Source organism: Roseomonas sp. F4, assembly GCF_053891155.1.
This window is the reverse complement of record NZ_JBSSHK010000005.1, coordinates 627,466-645,793: the sequence shown is the minus strand read 5'-3', so window position 1 is coordinate 645,793 and position 18,328 is coordinate 627,466. Positions and strand designations below refer to the sequence as shown.

13 protein-coding genes are annotated in these 18,328 nt (G+C 69.0%); 6 read left to right on the top strand and 7 right to left on the bottom strand.

From position 1 onward, the window contains the following. Positions 1–10 precede the first annotated feature (10 nt). The 7 genes from ACVFYP_RS22880 to ACVFYP_RS22850 form a co-directional block, all read right to left on the bottom strand. Positions 11–3,814: a hydantoinase B/oxoprolinase family protein gene (locus ACVFYP_RS22880; RefSeq protein WP_499202526.1), complete on the bottom strand. Its 3,804-nt coding sequence runs from the start codon at positions 3,812–3,814 to the stop codon at positions 11–13. A 160-nt stretch (positions 3,815–3,974) separates the two neighbouring features. Further along, entirely contained in the window at positions 3,975–4,910 is a 936-nt protein-coding gene (locus ACVFYP_RS22875) for an AroM family protein (RefSeq protein WP_499202525.1), read from the bottom strand. 292 nt (positions 4,911–5,202) lie between these two features. Beyond that, the gene (locus tag ACVFYP_RS22870; RefSeq protein ID WP_499202524.1) at positions 5,203–6,291 is read right to left on the bottom strand and encodes an ABC transporter ATP-binding protein; all 1,089 of its coding nucleotides are present in this window, start codon (positions 6,289–6,291) and stop codon (positions 5,203–5,205) included. Beyond that, positions 6,288–8,501, bottom strand: a complete 2,214-nt coding sequence (locus ACVFYP_RS22865; protein WP_499202523.1) for an ABC transporter permease — start codon at positions 8,499–8,501, stop codon at positions 6,288–6,290. The genes ACVFYP_RS22870 and ACVFYP_RS22865 overlap by 4 nt, the downstream gene beginning before the upstream one ends. 10 nt (positions 8,502–8,511) lie before the next feature. Beyond that, positions 8,512–9,534: an ABC transporter substrate-binding protein gene (locus tag ACVFYP_RS22860; protein WP_499202522.1), complete on the bottom strand. Its 1,023-nt coding sequence runs from the start codon at positions 9,532–9,534 to the stop codon at positions 8,512–8,514. Between the two features lie 32 nt (positions 9,535–9,566). Next, complete coding sequence (locus ACVFYP_RS22855; RefSeq protein WP_499202521.1) at positions 9,567–10,592, bottom strand: ABC transporter substrate-binding protein; 1,026 nt, start codon at positions 10,590–10,592, stop codon at positions 9,567–9,569. A gap of 62 nt (positions 10,593–10,654) precedes the next feature. Then, positions 10,655–11,683 (bottom strand): ABC transporter substrate-binding protein, encoded by a 1,029-nt coding sequence (locus ACVFYP_RS22850; RefSeq protein WP_499202520.1) that lies wholly within the window; start codon positions 11,681–11,683, stop codon positions 10,655–10,657. Positions 11,684–12,019: 336 nt separating this feature from the next. Here ACVFYP_RS22850 and hisD point away from each other — a divergent pair, with 336 nt between their 5' ends. The 6 genes from hisD to ACVFYP_RS22820 all read left to right on the top strand — a co-directional run bounded on the left by hisD (position 12,020) and on the right by ACVFYP_RS22820 (position 18,324). Continuing rightward, entirely contained in the window at positions 12,020–13,327 is a 1,308-nt protein-coding gene (gene hisD, locus ACVFYP_RS22845) for a histidinol dehydrogenase (RefSeq protein WP_499202519.1), read from the top strand. Between the two features lies 1 nt (position 13,328). Next, positions 13,329–14,093, top strand: coding sequence for an SDR family NAD(P)-dependent oxidoreductase (locus ACVFYP_RS22840; protein ID WP_499202518.1), 765 nt, complete (start codon positions 13,329–13,331; stop codon positions 14,091–14,093). Then, positions 14,090–15,163, top strand: a complete 1,074-nt coding sequence (locus tag ACVFYP_RS22835) for a LacI family DNA-binding transcriptional regulator (protein WP_499202517.1) — start codon at positions 14,090–14,092, stop codon at positions 15,161–15,163. The genes ACVFYP_RS22840 and ACVFYP_RS22835 overlap by 4 nt, the downstream gene beginning before the upstream one ends. Before the next feature lie 117 nt (positions 15,164–15,280). Beyond that, positions 15,281–16,594 (top strand): ABC transporter substrate-binding protein, encoded by a 1,314-nt coding sequence (locus ACVFYP_RS22830; RefSeq protein WP_499202516.1) that lies wholly within the window; start codon positions 15,281–15,283, stop codon positions 16,592–16,594. 6 nt (positions 16,595–16,600) lie between these two features. Continuing rightward, positions 16,601–17,482, top strand: a complete 882-nt coding sequence (locus ACVFYP_RS22825; protein WP_499202515.1) for a carbohydrate ABC transporter permease — start codon at positions 16,601–16,603, stop codon at positions 17,480–17,482. After that, positions 17,479–18,324 (top strand): carbohydrate ABC transporter permease, encoded by an 846-nt coding sequence (locus tag ACVFYP_RS22820; protein ID WP_499202514.1) that lies wholly within the window; start codon positions 17,479–17,481, stop codon positions 18,322–18,324. Before ACVFYP_RS22825 ends, ACVFYP_RS22820 begins: the two co-directional genes overlap by 4 nt. The last annotated feature ends 4 nt before the right edge of the window (positions 18,325–18,328 follow it).

Below are 18,328 nucleotides of genomic sequence, written 5' to 3'. Positions count from 1 at the left end.
GCGTCGTCTCCTATTCCGCAGCCTGGGACGCGGCCCCTGCCGCACCCGTGCTGACATAGCCTTCAAGCAAGTCCCGTTCCACCAGCGCGGCGCTGCGCGAAGCGGGATCGCCGAAGCCGGACCCGCCGCAGAGCCGCACCTCGATCATCCGGCTGGTATCGGTCAGCGTCACCAGTTCCCCGGTGCCGCAATCGCGGATGAGGTTGCCGTCGCGGTCCAGCACCGCGCCGCGCGCCGCACCGCCCTGCAACCCGCCGAAGAGGCCGGGCGAGTCCACGCCCACGCCTTCCGCGGCGACGGAGGCCTGGGTCGGCAGCCCGTCATCATGCAGCTTGCGCATCCGCGTCCGCGTGCCGAGGCCGCCGCGATGCTGCCCGGCGCCGCCGGAATCCGCCACCAGTGACTTCTCCACCACCAGCACCGGCGACCGCGTCTCGAAGAGCTCGATCGAGGTATTGGCGGCCGAGGTCGGCCAGAGCAGCGCCGACTTTCCATCATGCGCTGCACTCGCGCCCTGGCCGCCGCCCATGAAGAAGTGGTCGGCATAGAGCCGCCCCTTGGCATCCAACCCATGCACCTTCACGGATACCGGCAGACCCGTATGCGCCTGCACCCGGTCCGGCGCCGCATCCGACAATGCACGAAAGATGTTGGGCGCCAGATACCAGCCCGTGCGCGTGCGCAGCGCCACCGCGGCGGGGCGCGTGCAGTTCAGCACGGAGCCTTCCGGCGCCTTCACCGTGATCGGCCGGTAGCAGCCCGCATTGCCCCGCACTTGCGGGCTCAGCATGCATTTCAGCGGGTAGGAACCATGCGCGACGGTGTAGCTGAAGGTGCAGTTCAGCCCGCCCAGCGGCAGCTGCGCCGGCACGCCTTCGAAATCCAGCTCGATCTCGTCACCCGCCACCGTCAGCTTCAGCGGATAGTGCAGCGTGCGGCCCAGCGCGGCATTGCTGACGGTGGAGTGATACACGCCGTCCGGCAGCGCGCGGATCGCATCGCGCATGGCGCGTTCGGCGCGGCCCTGCACCACGGCGGCCAAAGCGCGCAGGTCCTGCATGCCATAGTCGCGCATGAAGCCGAGCAGCCGCTCGCCGCCCTGCGCATTGGCCGCGATGAAGGAATGCAGGTCGCCCAGCACCTCCTCCGGCTTGCGCACATTCTCCGCGATCATGTCGAACAGCGTGTCGTTGGGCTCGCCGGCGCGGTACAGCTTGGCAGGCGGGATCTGCAGGCCCTCGTCGAAGATCTCCTGCGCTTTCAGGCCGTCCTTGATGCCGCCGATATCGCCGACATGGCCGACGGTGCCCATCAGCGCCACGAGCCGCCCATCCATGAAGACCGGCGTGACGATGGCGATGTCGTACAGATGTCCGGCACACAGCCAGGGGTCGTTGGTGATCAGCACATCGCCCGGCCGCAGCGTCTCGGCCGGGTATTTCTGCAGCATCGCCTTCACCGCGCGCGGCAGGGTCAGGTTGAAGACCGGCATGGCGCGCGGCGAATGGGCGAGCGATTCGCCATCCGCATCCAGGATGTCGCAGGCGAAATCCTGCGCCTCGGAGACGATCAGGCTGAAGGCGGTGCGGCAGATGGCCTGCCACATCTCCTCCACGATCGTCACCAGCCGGCTCCACATGATCTCGAGCGAGACCGGATCCGCCTCGATCAGCGCGCGCGCCTCGGCGATCGGCGTGGCCGGAGTGATCCGGGCGGCGATGGGGGCAGCGACGCCCACGCGGATGCGCAGCGTGCCGGCGGCACCCACCGTCACGCTGTCCTGCGGGCCGAGGATGGTGGTGGCCTCGCGCTCCTCGATGATGGCGGGGCCGTGGATCGTGCCCACGGAGGCCAACGCGTAGCGGTCATAGACCGGCGTGTCGTGGAAGCGGTCGCCGAACCAGGCCATGCGGCGGCCCTTCAGCGCGACGCCGCCGGCCGGTGCATCCGCCTGCGCCACGGTCAGCGCCGGTGCGGGGCCGGCGGCGCGCACGCGGAAGGAGACGATCTCGGCGGAGACACCTTCGTAGACCGAGGTGAAGCGCGCGGAATAGACGCGCCGGAAGGCCTCCATCACCGCGGGCAGGGTGTCGGCCGTGATGGCGCCATCCGGCAGCGGCACGTTGATCTCATGGATCTGGCCGGCGAGGCGCATGTCCGCGCTGCGCTCGATGGTGAGCTCGGCCTGCGTCATGCCCGCGGAGGTCAGCATCGCCGCGGTTTCCGCCGCGAGTTCCGAAAGCACCTGCTGCATCGCCGCCGGCGCCGCCGGATCGTCCATCGCCACGGGCAGGGACCGCACGCTTTCGAAGGACAGCGGCGCGGCAAGGAAGCCGAGCGCGGAGGCGGCGCCGGATGCGGGCGGGATCAGCACCTCCTCCACGCCCAGGATGCGCGCCACCTCCACCGCATGGGCCGGACCCGCGCCGCCGAAGCCCACCATGGCGTAGCGGCGCGGGTCCTTGCCCTTCTCCACGATATGGATGCGCGCTGCTGCGGCCATGCTTTCGGTTACCGTGCGATGGATGCCCCAGGCCGTCTGTACCGCCGAAAGGCCGAGCTGCGCGCCCACCGCCGCCAGCGCGGCCTCCGCCGCCGGCTTGTCCAGCGCCATGCGGCCGCCGAGGAAGAAGCCGGGATCGTAATAGCCGAGCATCAAGTTCGCATCGGTCACGGTGGCCTGGGTGCCGCCGCGGCCGTAGCAGGCTGGGCCCGGATCGGCGCCCGCCGAATGCGGCCCGACCTTCAGCAGTCCCACCTCGTCGATGCTGGCGATGGAGCCGCCGCCGGCGCCGATCTCGATCATGTCGATCACGGGCGCCTTGATCGGCAGGCCGGAGCCCTTCTTGAAGCGGTGCAGCCGCGCCACTTCCATCATCGGCGCCACTTCGCAGGCGCCGTCGGCGATCATGCAGGCCTTGGCCGTGGTGCCGCCCATGTCGAAGGAAATCACGTCCGTCTTGCCGACCAGCCCGCCGAAGAAGGCAGTGGCCAGGCCGCCGCCCGCGGGCCCAGATTCCAGCAGCCGGATCGGGAAGGTACGCGCCGCCTCGGGGCCCACCAGGCCGCCGGCGGATTGCATCAGCCGCAGCGCGCCGCGGAAGCCGCGGCCCCACAATTCACGCTCCAGCCGCGCCAGGTAGCGGTCCATCAGCGGCTGCACATAGGCATTGGCGCAGGTGGTGACGAAGCGCTGGTACTCCCACAGCTCCGCCACCACTTCGCTCGAAAGCGACAGCGCGAGGTCCGGGAATTCGGCGCGGATCGCGGCGGCGGCGGCCTTCTCATGCATCGGGTTGCGATAGGCATGCAGGAAGCAGATGGCGATCGCCTCCGCCCCCGCCGCCACCAGCTGACGCGCCGCCTGCTGCACCGCCGGCACATCCAGCGGCGTCACCACCTTTCCGTCGCGGTCCAGCCGTTCCGGCACTTCCAGCCGGTGCCGGCGCGCCACCAGCGGGTCCGGATATTGCAGGAACAGGTCGTAGATGTCGTAGCGCTGCTCCGTGCCCATCTCGATCACGTCGCGAAAACCCGCGGTGGTGATCATCCCGAGCGAGGCGCCCTTGCGCTCGATCAGCGCGTTGGTGATCAGCGTGGTGCCATGCACGATTTCGGAAATGTCGGACAGCGCCAGCCCGGCCTCCGCTACCAGCGCGGCGAGACCGGCGAGCGCGCCCTCGGAGGGGTCCTGCGGCGTGGTCAGGCATTTGTGCAGGCGGATGGTGGCGGTGGCGCGGTCGAGCAGGATGAAGTCGGTAAAGGTGCCGCCGATATCGAATCCGATCCGGTAGCGGTTCGCCGCGTCTGCCATCTGGCCTGCACCTAATCCGTGGAGCGGCACGCGCGTGGCGGCCGGGAGTATCGCCAGGCAGCTTTGCAGATCGCGACGCCCGGGCTGAATAAGGGCGGCTCCTTATCCGCGCGGCCGTGGGCGCCGCCAAAGCGGGCAGTCCTGCCGCTTTTCGGGCAGGCTACAGATCGCGCACCAGCATCAGCCGCCGGAACAGCTCGATCGGCGAGCCTGCATTCAGCTTGGCCATGACCCTTGCGCGATGGATTTCCACGGTGCGGTGGCTGATGCCGAGGTGGCGGCCGATCTCCTTGTTGCCGTCGCCCCGCAGCAGCGCCAGCAACACGTCGCGCTCCCGTGGCGTCAGGCTCTCCGTCTGGCCCGGCAGGCGGTCGATCAATGCCTGGAGGGGCTCGCTTTCATGCCCAGGCGGCGGGCGCGCGGCCAGCGCCACCAGGTGCAGCCGGATCGCGCCGGCCAGGATGCGCCGCGCGGTAACCACCGGCTTGCCGGTGCGGGCGGCGAGCTGTTCCGCCATCGCCTCCGTATAGCCGACGGAGTGCATGAGGATGAGGTTGGCCGCCTCCAGCCGCTGCGCCGCCTCGTTGAAATCGGCGATGTCATCCTCCCGCGCCACGGCGCGCGCGCTCTGGATCAGGGCGCCATGGGCGGAGCCGCGATGCTGTTCCTCCAGGGAATGGATCACGCCGATCCGCGCCTCCCCCATCACCAGCGCGCCGATCCACGCATCCACCACCTGCTGCGCATGCACGAAGGGCGTGCGCAGGCGATAGGGCTGGAACAGGCTGGTGCTGGCCAGCACGATCAGGTCGTGGCCCGCGCCGTCCAGCCGGTGCAGCAGCGGTGCCAGGCGGCGTGCCAGGAAGCCGGCGCCGAGCCGCACGCGCTGACCCCCGCCCAGCCGGGTAAACAGCACCGGCTCCCGCTCCCGCGGCGCACCGGCGGCGATGCCGGCCGGGTCCAGCCCGTCCAGCGCGCCGAATTCCTGCAACTCCACCTCGCCTGGCGCCGCGCCGGCTAAGGCAAGCACCTCCGGCACCATGTCCTCGCGCGGGGATTGGCCGATGCTGACGAAGGCGAGGCGTGGACGGGCCATGGCGCGTTCCTGGCGGCGGGGCCCAAGCGTATTTCAGTGGCCAGGGGTCCTGTCCACTGGCCAGTGCCAACGCGTGGCCTGCCCGATGCTGTCACAGGCCACGGCGGGCACCCGGCCGCTCAGACCATCCAGACCCAGGCCGGCGCACCGGCGCCAGGCGCGTCAGGGTCGATCAGGAGAGCGCGCACGGTCTGTCCGGCGCACCGCGGCATCATGGCGGCAGCGCGGGGAGGACCTGCCGTCACCGCGCGCTGGGCACGATGCGCGGGCGAAGCCGACGGCCTTGGCGGCCCTAAGGCCGCACCACCACCACGCCCTCCTCATCCAGCAGCAGCCGGACCTTCTCCCCCGGCTGGCGCCGGCGCAGGCGGTCGGCGCCCTGGGCGAACAGCTCGCCCACGGCGGTGCTGAAGTAATACTCGGTGTGGGAGCCCATATAGGTGGCGCGGGCGACCGTCGCCGCCAGCCCGTTTGGTGCATCGGGGGCGGCGATGCGGATTGCCTCCGGCCGGATCACCGCATCCACCGGCCCGGGCGGCAGGCCACGACCCGGCAGGGTCAGCCGGGCCCCGTCCAGCGCCAGCACGCAATGCTCGCCCGAAACGCTCTCGATGACGCCGCGCACATGGTTCGCCTCGCCCATGAAGGTGGCGACGAAGACCGAATCTGGGCTGGCATAGAGCACCTCCGGCGCGCCGGCCTGGGCGATACCGGCATTGCGCATCACCACGATTTTGTCGGAGACGGCAAGCGCCTCCGCCTGGTCATGCGTGACATAGACCACGGTCAAGCCGAGGCGCTGCTGCAGCGCGCGGATCTCCTCCCGCATCGTGCGGCGCAGGCGGGTGTCGAGATTGGACAGCGGCTCGTCGAACAGCAGTACATCGGGCTCCAGCACCAGAGCGCGGGCGACCGCCACGCGCTGCTGCTGGCCGCCGGACATCTCGGAGGGCAGCCGCCCGCCAAAGCCTTTCAGCCCCACGGTCTCCAGCACCGCCTCCGCCTTGGCATGCGCATCGCGCTTCTTCTCGCCGGAGGAGATCAGGCCATAGGCGACGTTCTCCAGCACCGACATATGCGGGAAGAGCGCATAGGACTGGAAGACCATGGAGACGTTGCGCTCACCGGCGGACAGCAGGGTGACGTCGCGGCCGCCGATGAAGATGCGGCCCTCCGTCGCCTGTTCCAGTCCGGCGATCATGCGCAACAGCGTGGTCTTGCCGCAGCCGGAGGGGCCGAGAAGCGTCACCAGCGTGCCGCCCTCGATCACCAGGTCCAGCGGCTTCACCGCCTGCACCTGGCCGTAGCGCTTGCCGAGGCCGGTGAGGCGGACTTCCGCGCCAGTTGTCTTGATCCCGGTCGTCTTGATGGGGATGCTCACGCACGGCCTCCGACTGGAGCAGGTGTGGGGATGGCGGCCGCGCGGCGTCCGAGGTTGCGGCGCCCGACCAGCAGGTTGATCAGCCCGATCGCCGCCATCATCAGCACGATCAGCACGGCGCAATAGGCGATGGCCAGGCCGTAGTCGCCGTTGATGACGCGGTTGATGATGAAGACCGTGGCCATCTCATATTCCGCCGAGACCAGGAAGATGACGGCCGAGACCGTCGTCATGGCGCGCACGAAGGAATAGACCAGCGCGGTGACGATGGCCGGCTTCAGCAGCGGCAGCACCACCGTCCGCAGCGTGCGGAAGGTGGAGGCGCGCAGCGTCACCGCGGCCTCGTCCAGCGACTTGTCGAGCTGGCTCATCGCCGCGACGCCGGAGCGCACGCCGACCGGGAGATTCCGGAAGACGAAGCAGGCGACGAGGATCACGGCGGTGCCGGTGATCTCCAGCGGCGGCAGGTTGTAGGTCAGGATATAGGCCACGCCGATCACCGTGCCGGGCACGGCGAAGGTCAGCATCAGCGCGAATTCCAGCGCCGTTCGGCCGGCAAAGTGCTGCCGTGTCAGCACCCAGGAGGCGAGCAGGCCGAGGCCCGCGGTGATGGGGGCGGCGATGGCCGCGAGCTGGATGGTGGTGAACAGCGAATGCCAGGCGCCGCCCGAGAAGATCAGCGCGCCCGCTGGCGACCATTCCAGCGCGAAGGCGCGTTCGAAATGGCTGAAGGTCGGCGTCCAGTCGCGCCCCCAGACCCGCACGAAGGCGCCGGCCAGCGCCATGACATAGACGATGACGGTCAGGATGGCCCAGGGGATGGCAATGGCGAAGGCTACGCGCCGCACCGGCGGCGGCAGCTTCGTCGGCAGGCCGACATCGCCCTTGCCGGTCATCGAGACATAGCTGCGCTTGCCCACCACGCTGCGTTGGATGATGAAGGCGGTCAGCGCCACCACCAGCATCACCGCCGCCAGCACCGCTGCGCGGCCGAAATCCTGCTGCGCGCCGACGACGGCGAAGAAGATCTCGGTGGACAGCACGCCGAAGGACCCGCCGAGCACGATCGGATTGCCGAAGTCGGCAAGGCTCTCGACGAAGACCACCAGCCAGGCATTGGCCAGGCCCGGCAGCATCAGCGGCAGTGTCACCGCGCGGAAGGTGCGCATCTGGCTGGCGCGCAGCGTCTGGGAGGCTTCCTCCATGGCAGGGGACACACCCTCCACCACGCCGATCAGCACCAGGAAAGCGATCGGCGTGAAGGAGAAGACCTGCGCCAGCATCACGCCGTTGAAGCCGTAGATCCAGCGGCCGAGTTCCAGCCCGAAGACGGACTCGGCGATCTGATTGAACACGCCGGAGCGGCCGAAGATCAGGATCAGGCCCAGGCCGATGACGAAGGGCGGCGTGATGATCGGCAGCACGGTCAGCAGCCGCAGCAGCTTCTTCGCGCGGAAGCCGCTGCGGGTTACGATCAGCGCGAAGCACAGGCCGAGGGTGGTGGCCGCGGTGGCGGTGGAGACCGCCAGCAGCAGCGTGTTCCAGAAGACGCCGCAGTTCACCCGCCCGGTGACGCAGCCGAGGCCCCAGATCTTGCTGTCGAACAGCCGCTCCGCCATCGCCGCGCCGAGGGTGAGATCGGCGCGCGGCGTGAACATCTCGGACAGCACGGTGCCGACCGGCCAGGCGGTGAAGACGAGGATGGAGGCGACCAGCAGGCCGACGGCGCCTGAGACGAAGCGGTCGCCCTTGAAGTAGCCGCGCAGCGCGAGGCCATCGGTCAGGAGGATCAAGAATCCAGCGAAGGCGAGGGCACCGCCGAGGCCGATGCCGAACTGCCGATCCTCCAGCTCCCCGAACAGCCGCGCCAGCATAGGCCAGTTCCAGCCCTGGATGCCGATGGCCAGCCCTTGCAGCACCAGCGCCGCCAGGCCCAACCCGCCGCCCCAGACCAGGAAGCGCGCGCGCCGCGCCCGCTCCCCCGTGGGCAGCGCACCGGGCAACGCCAACAGCAGGCCGGCGATCACCGGCCAGAACCAGAAGCGCCCAAACTGCGCCGCCTGCGACAGGGCGGAGGCCGCCTCCGCCTCCCCACGGCCGAGCGCGAACAACCCGGCGAGCGTCAGCCCGTCCTGCTGCATGTGCCAGGGCAGGACCAGCGTGCCGAGCGCCGCGATCAGCCAGAAGAAGAAGGAGGTGCCGAAGAACATGGCCTTGGCTTCAGCGCGGCAGCGCGCCGACCTCCCTGTCCCAGCGGCCCAGCAGGCGGCGGCGCTCGGCGCTCGCGCCGAAGCGGGCATTGTCGTAGTCGATGATCCGCGCGGTCGCCATGTTCGGCGCCCCCTCGGTCAGCGGCACGCCGCGGTTCGCCATGGTCTGCAGCTTCTTCGCTTCCTGGGATGCGATGATCTGCGCCGGTGCCGAAAGCGCCCAGTGGTAGAATTGCTGCGCCGCCGGCAGGTTGCGCGCGCCGCGGATGATGGACATGGAGCCGATCTCGTAGCCCGTGCCCTCACACGGCACGGCATGCCCCACGGGGAAGCCGGCCGCGGCTTCCTCGGCGGCGTTGTGCACGAAGGACAGCGACAGCGCCGTCTCGCCGCGCGCCACCGCCGTGATCGGCGCGGTGCCGGAGCGTGGATAGGCGTTGATGCTGCCGTGCAGCTGCTTCAGGTAGTCGAAGGCGGGCTCCTCGCCCATCATCTGCACCAGCGTCGCGATGATGATATAGGCGGTGCCGGAGCTGTTCGGATTGGCCATCTGGATCTCGCCGCGATAGGCGGGGTTCAGCAGATCCGCCCAGCAGCGCGGCGCCGGCAGGCTGCGGCGCGCGATCAGCTCCGTGTTGAAGCCGAAGCCGAGCACGCTGGCATAGACGCCCACCGTGCGGCCCTGCGTCTGGCGCCACTGCGCCTGCGCCCAGTCATGCAGCTCCGCGATGCGCGGGCTCTCATGCGGCTGGGTCAGGTTCTCCTCGCCGGCCGCCACATGCGGGTCGCCGGTGCCGCCCCACCACACGTCGCCACGCGGGTTGCGCGCCTCGCTGCGGATCTGCGCCAGCATCTCGCCGGTGGATTTCTGGGTCAGGTTCACGCGGATGCCGGTCTCACGCTCGAAGCCACGCGCGATCGGCTGGCACCATTCCAGCGTGGCGGAGCAGTAGAGGTTGAGCTGGCCCTGCGCGGCGGCGGGCAGCGCCGGCAGGAGGAAGGCCGCGGCGAGCGCGAGGGGGCGGTAGGTCATTCGAATACTCTCTTGTTCGGTCGATGCGAGGATCAGCGCGGCAGCGCGCCGATCTCCCGGTCCCAGCGCTGCAGGATGCGCCGGCGCGTATCGGCTTGGCCAAATGCCGCAAAATCGTAATCCACCAGCCGGATGGCGGAGATGTCGGGGATGCGCGCATCGGGCGTCGCGCCACGATGCGCCGGGGCGTGGAACTGGTTGACCTTCGGGCCGATATCCATCGCCGCTGGCGTCAAGTACCAGTCGTAGAAGCGCCGCGCCTGCGCCAGGTTGCGGGCGCCGCGGATGATCGACATGCAGGCCACCTCATAGCTGGTGCCCTCGCTGGGATAGGCGATCTCAATCGGGAAGCCGGCCTGCTGCATGGAGATCACCTCCATGTTGAAGGCGGCCGCCAGCGCCGTCTCGCCCCGCGATACCGCCTGCATCGGCGCGGCGCCGGAACGGGTATAGGCGTTCACATTGGCATGCAGCCGCGCCAGATAGGCGAAGGCGCGATCCTCGTCCCATAGCTGCACCAGTCCGGCGATGATGGTGTAGGCGGTGCCGGAGGAATTCGGATTCGGCAGCTGGATCTCGTTGCGATAGGCCGGGTTCAGCATATCGGCCCAGCTGGTCGGCAGTGGCAGGTTCTTGCGCGCCATCAACTCCCGGTTCCAGGCCAGGCCGATGGCGCCGGAGGAGACGCCGACGCAACGCTCGCCGGACATGGCATGCACGCGCTGCGCCCAGGGATGCAGGTTGGCCATGTTGGGCGAGGTATAGGGCTGCAGCAGATTCGCCTCGGCGGCCGAGATATGCGTCTCGGAGGAAGCGCCGAACCAGATGTCGGTGCGCGGGTTCTGCGCCTCCGCCCGGATCTGGGCGAGGATCTCGCCGGCGGATTTGCGCGCCATGGAGACGCGCACGCCTGTGTCGCGCTGGAAGGCGGCGGCGATCGCCTCGCACCAATCGGCGGCCGGCGCGCAGAGCATATTGAGGCTGCCCTGCGCCTGTGCCGTGACGGGCAGCGTGGCACAGGCGATGACCGCGGTGGCGACGACCAGGCGAAAGGACATGAGGGGCATCCTGCAGGGGCCAGCGATCCGGCGCGGGGGTCCGCGCCGGCGGGGTGAGGGGATCAGCGCGGCGCGGAGCCGACCTCGCGGTCCCAGCGCTGGATCAGCCGGCGGCGTTCCGCCGCCCGGCCGTACTTGGCGAAATCATATTCGATGAGGCGGATGCGCGAGAGGTCAGGCGCATTCGGCGGCAGCGGCGCGGCGGTGTTGGAGGGCTGCTGCAACTGGCCACCGGCCTCGAAGCCCAGTCGTTGGGCGGGCTCGGTCAGCGCCCAGTCGTAGAAGCGCCGCGCCTGGGTCAGGTTGCGTGCGCCGCGGATGATCGACATGGAGCCGATCTCATAGCCGGTGCCCTCGCAGGGCGTGGCGTAGGTCACCGGGAAGCCGGCATTGGCCTCCGTCACCGCATCATGCACGAAGCTGATCGAGACACCCGTCTCGCCGCGCGCCACCGCCTTGATCGGCGCGGTGCCGGAGCGGGTGTAGGAATTCACATTGGGATGCAGCCCGCGCAGATAGGTGAAGGCGGGTTCCTCCCCCATCAGCTGCACCAGCGTCGCGATGACCACATAGGCGGTGCCGGAGGAATTCGGATTGGCGATCTGGATCTCGCCGCGAAAGCGCGCATCCAGCAGGTCCGCCCAGCAGGCGGGGGGCGCGATGTTCTTGCGGGCGAGCAGTTCCGTGTTGATGCCGAAGCCGACAGCGCCGGCATAGACGCCGATGGCGCGCCGTTCGGATTGCCGCCACTGGGTCAGCGCCCAGGGATGCAGCGCGCCATTGTTGGCGCTCTCATAGGCCTGGGTCAGGTTCTCCTCGCCGGCGGCCAGATGCGGGTCGCCAGTGCCGCCGAACCAGACGTCGCCGCGCGGATTCTGGCCTTCGGCGCGGATCGCGGCGAGCGTCTCGCCGCTGCCGCGCTGCGTCATGCTCACGCGGATGCCAGTGTCGCGCTGGAAGTTGGTAGCTACCGCCTGGCACCACTCATTCTGCACCGAGCAGTAGAGGTTGAGGCTGCCCTGCGCCGCGGCTGGCGCGGTGAACCCAGCTGGGCCGATCAGCAGGATCGGGAGCAGAAGGCGGCGTTGCATCGGGCGTTTCCTTTTCGGCTCGTCTTCGCGGCGCGGACGGAGCCCGGATGCGCAAGGCGTTAAGCGGTGCGTGCCGCCAGGCCCTTCTGCCTGGACGCGCGCGCAGCCTGCAGCCTCCCCCCTCCGGACGGCATGGCGTCGCACAGGCGCGTTTCGCGCGTGCGGTCATAAAACTGCAATATAAACGTCATTCAAGCAAGCGCGGGGGGAGCATCTCCCGCTCGCGGGCCCTGCGGAACGCAGAATCGAGGCTCACGGCCGCCGGGTGCAGCCACTATCTTGCATACGCATGCAGCTTGCGGGCAATGTCCTGCCCATCGGTAGGGGAAGAACGATATGGCGACCTGGCTCAAGCGCTCCATCGGCGCTGCCGACAAGGAGGCCGCGCAGACCGAGGTGCGCGCCACGGTAGAGCGCCTGCTGGCGGATATCGCCGCGCGCGGGGACGCGGCGGTGCGGGAGATGTCGGCCCGCTTCGACGGCCTGGAACGCCTCGATTCGCGCCTGACCGATGCGGAGATCCGCGCCTGCCTGGCGGAACTGCCCGCGCGCGCACTGGACGATATCCGTTTCGCCCAGGAACAGGTCCGCAACTTCGCCCAGCACCAGCGCGCCGCGTTGCAGGACATCGAGGTGGAGACGCTGCCGGGCGTGGTGCTCGGCCACAAGAACATCCCGATGAACTCGGTGGGCTGCTACGTGCCGGGTGGCAAGTACCCGCTGCTGGCCTCGGCTCATATGTCGGTGGTGACGGCGAAGGTGGCCGGCGTGCCGCGCATCGTCACCTGCGCGCCGCCCTATCAGGGCCGCCCGGCGCCCGCCATCGTCGCCGCGCAGCACCTGGCGGGGGCGGATGAGATCCATTGCCTTGGCGGCGTGCAGGCGGTGGGCGCCATGGCGCTCGGCACGGAGACCATCGGGGCGGTGGACATGCTGGTCGGTCCGGGCAATGCCTATGTGGCGGAGGCCAAGCGGCAGTTGTTCGGCCGTGTCGGCATCGACCTTTTTGCCGGCCCGACCGAGACGCTGATCATCTGCGATGAGACGGTGGATGCGGAAATCTGCGCGACCGACCTGCTTGGCCAGGCCGAGCACGGCCCGACCAGTCCCGCGATCCTGCTGACCACCTCGGAAAAACTGGCGCGCGCGACGATGGCGGAGGTGGAGCGCCTGCTCACCATCCTGCCGACCGCCGCCGTGGCGGCAAAGGCCTGGGCCGATTATGGCGAGGTGATCCTCTGCGAGGATCGCGCGGAGATGCTGCGGGAGGCCGATCGCATCGCCTCCGAGCATGTGCAGCTGATGACGTCGGATGATGACTTCTTCCTGGCGAACATGACCAACTACGGCGCGCTGTTCCTCGGCCCGCGCACCAATGTCAGCTACGGCGACAAGGTCATTGGCACCAACCACACCCTGCCGACCATGGGCGCGGCGCGCTATACGGGCGGGCTCTGGGTCGGCAAGTTCCTGAAGACCGTGACCTACCAGCGGGTTCTCACGGATGAGGCGAGTGCGATGATCGGCGCCTATTGTTCCCGGCTCTGCATGCTGGAGGGTTTTGTGGGCCATGCCGAGCAGGCCAATATCCGGCTGCGCCGCTATGGCGGACGCAACGTGCCCTATGGCGCGGCGGCCGACTGACATGGCGCTGCCCCGCACCCCCTCCTTTCGCCTCGAGGGCCGCCGCGCGCTGGTGACGGGCGCTGGCCGTGGAATAGGCCTGGCCGCCGCCGCGGCGCTGGCTGAGGCCGGCGCGCATGTCGTGCTCGCCGCCCGCTCGCGCGAGGAGATCGAGGCGGCGGCTTCGGAGATTCGCGCCGAGGGCGGCAGTGCGGAGGCGCTGGTGCTGGATGTCACGGATATCGAGCGTGCGGCGGCGCAGATCGCCGCACAGCCGCCCTTCCACGCGCTGGTGAACAATGCCGGCACCAACCGCCCCGCCACCTTCCAGGACGTGACGCCGGCGGATTTCGACGCGGTGATGACGCTGAACCTGCGCGCCGCCTTCTTCCTGGCGCAGGCCGTGGCGCGCGGCATGATCGCCGCGAACATCCCCGGCGCCATCCTGCATGTCTCCTCGCAGATGGGCCATGTCGGCGGCGCACGGCGTAGCGTCTACTGCGCCTCCAAATGGGCAATCGAAGGCGTGGCGCGCGCCATGGCGATCGACCTGGCGCCGCACGGCATCCGCGTGAACACGCTGTGCCCCACCTTCATCGAGACGCCGATGACCCGGCCCTTCCTGCGGGACGAGACATTCCGCAGCCAGGTGGTGCAGAAGATCAAGCTCGGCCGGCTCGGCCAGGTGGAGGATCTGATGGGCGCCATCCTGTTCCTGTGTTCCGATGCGGCCTCGCTGATGACCGGCTCATCCGTCCTGGTGGATGGCGGCTGGACGGCGGGATGAGCCGGAAGCGGCATGCCACGGCGACCGATGTCGCGCGCCTTGCCGGCGTGTCGCAATCCGCGGTCAGCCGCGCCTTCACGCCGGGCGCCTCCATCGCGGAGGAAACCCGCGAGCGTGTGGCGGAGGCTGCGCGCCAGCTCGGCTATCGCCCCAATGCCATTGCCCGGTCGCTGACCACCCGGCGCAGCCGCATCATCGGCGTCGCTGCCAGCTATCTGCAGAACCACTTCTACCCGGATGTGCTGGAGGCGCTTTCGCGCGGGCTGCAGGCGCGCGGCTACCAGATGCTGCTGTTCATGCCCGATGCCGGCCGCCACGCTGACCCGCAGTTGCAGGAGGTGCTGGCCTGGCGCGTGGATGCGCTGATTCTGGCCTCGACGACGCTGTCCTCAGAATTGGCGGATCAGTGCCAGGCGGCCGGGATTCCCGTGCTGCTGTTCAACCGCACCAGCCGCGCGGCCAGCGTTTCCTCCGTCACCGGCGAAAATCTGCGCGGCGGGCGGCTGATCGCGGAGTTTCTGGTGGCCGGTGGGCATCGCCGACTCGGCTTCCTGGCGGGCATCGAGAATTCCTCCACAAGTCGGGATCGCGAAAGCGGTTTTTGCGGGTGGCTGCAGGAGAACGGGCATCCGCCTCCGCTGCGCGAAGTCGGGCTGTACCAGTTTGAAGAAGCTTCCGCCGCCGCGCGCCGGCTGCTGGCGCGGCCGGACCGGCCGGATGCGATCTTCTGCGGCAACGACCATATGGCGACCGCGGTAGCGGAGGTCGCGCGGCACGAATTCGGGCTGCGGATTCCGCGCGACCTGTCCTTGGTCGGTTTTGACGATACCGGCCCCGCGCGCTGGCCAAGCTTCTCCCTGACCTCCTTCTCCCAGCCGGTGCAGCCGATGGTGGATGCCACCGTCGCGCTCGTCTGTGAAATGATCGAGGACCCCGCGACTCCCACGCGGCATGAGGTGGTGCGGGGCGAGCTGGTGGTGCGCGGCTCCGCCCGCATGCCGCCGGAGGGCTGCGTCAGCCTGGCGGAACAGCTGGTCTGGCGGCCGGTTCGGAACGACATCACGGGTTGAGGCTTGCCAGCGGGGGAAACAGGCGGCTAGGGTTGCATGCGTATGCAAGCACCCGGTCAAAGCCGGACAAAAAAACGGCGCGGCAGCCAGCCGACGCCAAGGGAGGAGGGACCGACCATGGCGATCCGCCGTCGTGAACTTTTGGCCGCTGCCGGAGGCGCCGCGCTCGCGGCGGCCGTGCCAGCCCGCGCCTCCGTCATCGCGACGCCGGGCCTACGCCCCGGCAAACCCTTCGCGGGGCAGGAGCTGAAGGTGCTCTGCGTCGTCTCCTCGCAGTTCCGCGCGCATGAGGCGCGGCTGGCCGCCTTCACCGAGCAGACCGGCATCACCGCGAAGTACACCTTCGTGCCCTTCGCCAGCATGCGGGAGGCGCTGACGGCCGAGATGGTCGGCGGCGGCGGCGACTACGACCTGGCCATCGCCATGGACCAGTGGGTCGCGTCCCTGAACAACCTGTTCGACCCGATCGACGATCTGGTTCGCGCCAAATCCATCCCGCTGGATCGTTGGCCGGAGGCGCATCTGCGGCAGGGCCGCTACGACGGCAAGCTGCTGGGCCTGCCCAGCCGCGGCCATGTGCAGCTGCTGTTTTATCGGCGCGACCTGTTCGAGAAGCACAATCTGACGGTTCCCGCGACCTGGGATGCGCTGGTCGAGACTGCCAAGGCGGTGCAGGAGAAGGAGAGCGGCATCGCCGGCGTCTCCGTGCCCTATGGCCGCGGCAACGGCCAGAACCTGATGGTCTGGTACAATTTCCTTTGGGGCCGCGGCGCCAGCCTGTTCGATGAACGCGGCCAACCCGCCTTCAACAGCACCGCCGGCCTGCAATCCGTGCAGGACTATGTGGACCTGCTGCGCCGCCATCGCGTGGTGCCCGCCGGCGCCCTGTCCTTCACGGAACAGGACGCGGTGAACAGCATGGGCCAGGGCAATGCGGCGATGCTGCCGGTGTGGTGGTGGGTGCGCTCCACCTTGGTGAACCCGCAATCCAGCCGGCTGACGGACAGCCAGATCGGCTTCGCGCCCATGCCGTCCTATGAAGGCCGCCCGCGCACCACCTTCACCAACACCTGGGTCTGGGGCATCCCGCGCCGGTCGCGGCGCAAGGAGGCGGCGGCGGAGCTGCTGACCTGGATCGCCAACCCGGCGCTGGAGCGCGAGGTGCTGCTGGACCCGCGCGAGAACGACGTGGTGGCCGTGATGCAGCCGAACCTGATGGACGAGGCGGTGAACGCCCGCTTCGGCGGCATGCACCGCTTCGCCGCGGAGGGTCTGGCACGGACCCAGAGCATAACTTACGGCCCCGAATGGCCGCAGATCAGCGAGGCGCTGGAGACGGCGATGAGCGAGGCGGCAACGGGCACCCGCACGGTGCCGGAAGCCTTCAACGGTGCCGCCGCGCAGGTGCGCCGCATCATCCGCCGCGGCTGATAGCGTATGCAGGACCGCCGGCTCAAATATGTGCTGATCCTGCCGGCGGCCTTGCTGGTGCTGGGCACGACGATCTGGCCGCTCGCCGTGTCGCTCGTCACCAGCTTCCGGGATTGGCGGCTGACGCGATCGCTGACGCCCGGGCCGTTCATCGGCCCGGAGCACTACGTCACCGCGTTGACCGACGACCCGGATTTCGCCAATGCGCTTCAGGTGACGGCGAGTTTCGTCGCCATCGACGTGGCGCTGACCGTGGTCTGCGCGCTGGGCCTGGCGGTGCTGCTGCGGCGCGCGGGGGTGCTGCACAGCATGACGCGCGCGGTGCTGATCCTGCCCTTCGCTGTCTCCCCCGCGCTGGTCGGCATTTCCTTCCGCTTCATGTTCAATGCGGAGATGGGCGTCTTCACCTGGCTGGCCGGGGCGGTGGTGCCCTGGCTGCAGGGCTATGTCTGGCTGGCGGACCCGGTGGCCGCGCTGCTGGTGCTGGTCTTCTCCGATGCCTGGCGCTGGGTCCCCTATATGACGCTGGTGGTGCTGGGTGGCCTCTCCGCCTTGCCGAAGGAGCCGGAGGAAGCGGCGCGCATCGACGGTGCCAGCGAATGGCAGGTGTTCCGGGACGTGACGCTGCCGGCCCTGATGCCGGTGCTGGCGGTGGTCGCGATCCTCAAGACCGTCTTCGCGCTGAAGATGTTCGACCAGGTGGTGACCTTGACCGGCGGGGGGCCCGGGCAATCCACCGTCACCCTGGCCTATCTCGTCTATTCCATCGCCTTCCGCTGGTACGACATGGGCTATGCCTCCGCCGTCGCCTGGATCCTCACCGCGATGCTGGTGTTCCTGGCGGTCTGGTACATGAAGCTGATCCTGCGCAAGCCGGGTGGCGCATGAACGGGACCCGCGCCACGGCCGCGCGCCGCCGCAAGCTGGTGATGAAGGGGCTGGAGAGCGCCATTCTTCTGCTGGCGCTGTTCCTCATCCTGTTCCCCATTGTCTGGATGGCGCTGACCGCCTTCAAGCGACCGGTCGACCTGTTCGAGCTGACGCTGCTGTTCACCCCGACGCTGGACAACTTCCGCACGATCTTCGCCGCCCCCTGGAACATCGGCGCGGCGCTGTGGAATAGCACCGTGGTGGCGACGCTGACGGTGCTGATCTCCATCCCCTGCTCGACCCTGGCGGCCTACGCCTTCAGCCGCTTCGAGATGCGCTTCAAGGGCGCGCTGTTCTTTACCATCCTGGCGACGCAGTTCATCCCGGCCGTGGTGGTGGTGCTGCCCTTCTACCTGCTGTTCCGCGACCTCGGGCTGCTGGACACGCATCTGGCGCTGGTCATCGTCAACCTCGCCATCGTCACGCCCTTCGCGGTCTGGATGCTGAAGGGTTTTCTCGACGCGGTGCCTACGGAATCCGAGGAAGCGGCGATGGTCGACGGTGCGACGCGGCTGCGGGTCATCCTCGACATCGTCGTGCCGATGGTCTGGCCGGGTGTGCTGGTTACTGCCGTGTTCTGCTTCATCCTGACCTGGAACGAGTTTCTGTTCGCGCTGATCCTTACGCGCGACAACGCGGTGACCCTGCCGGTCGGCATCACCCGCTTCCGCACCGAGCGTGGCGACCTGTGGGAGCTGATCGCCGCGGCGGGAATCCTGATCTCCATTCCGATGTTTCTTCTGTCCTCCGTCATCCAGCGCCACTTCGTGCGCGGCATGACGGGCGGCGCGGTGAAGTGAGGGC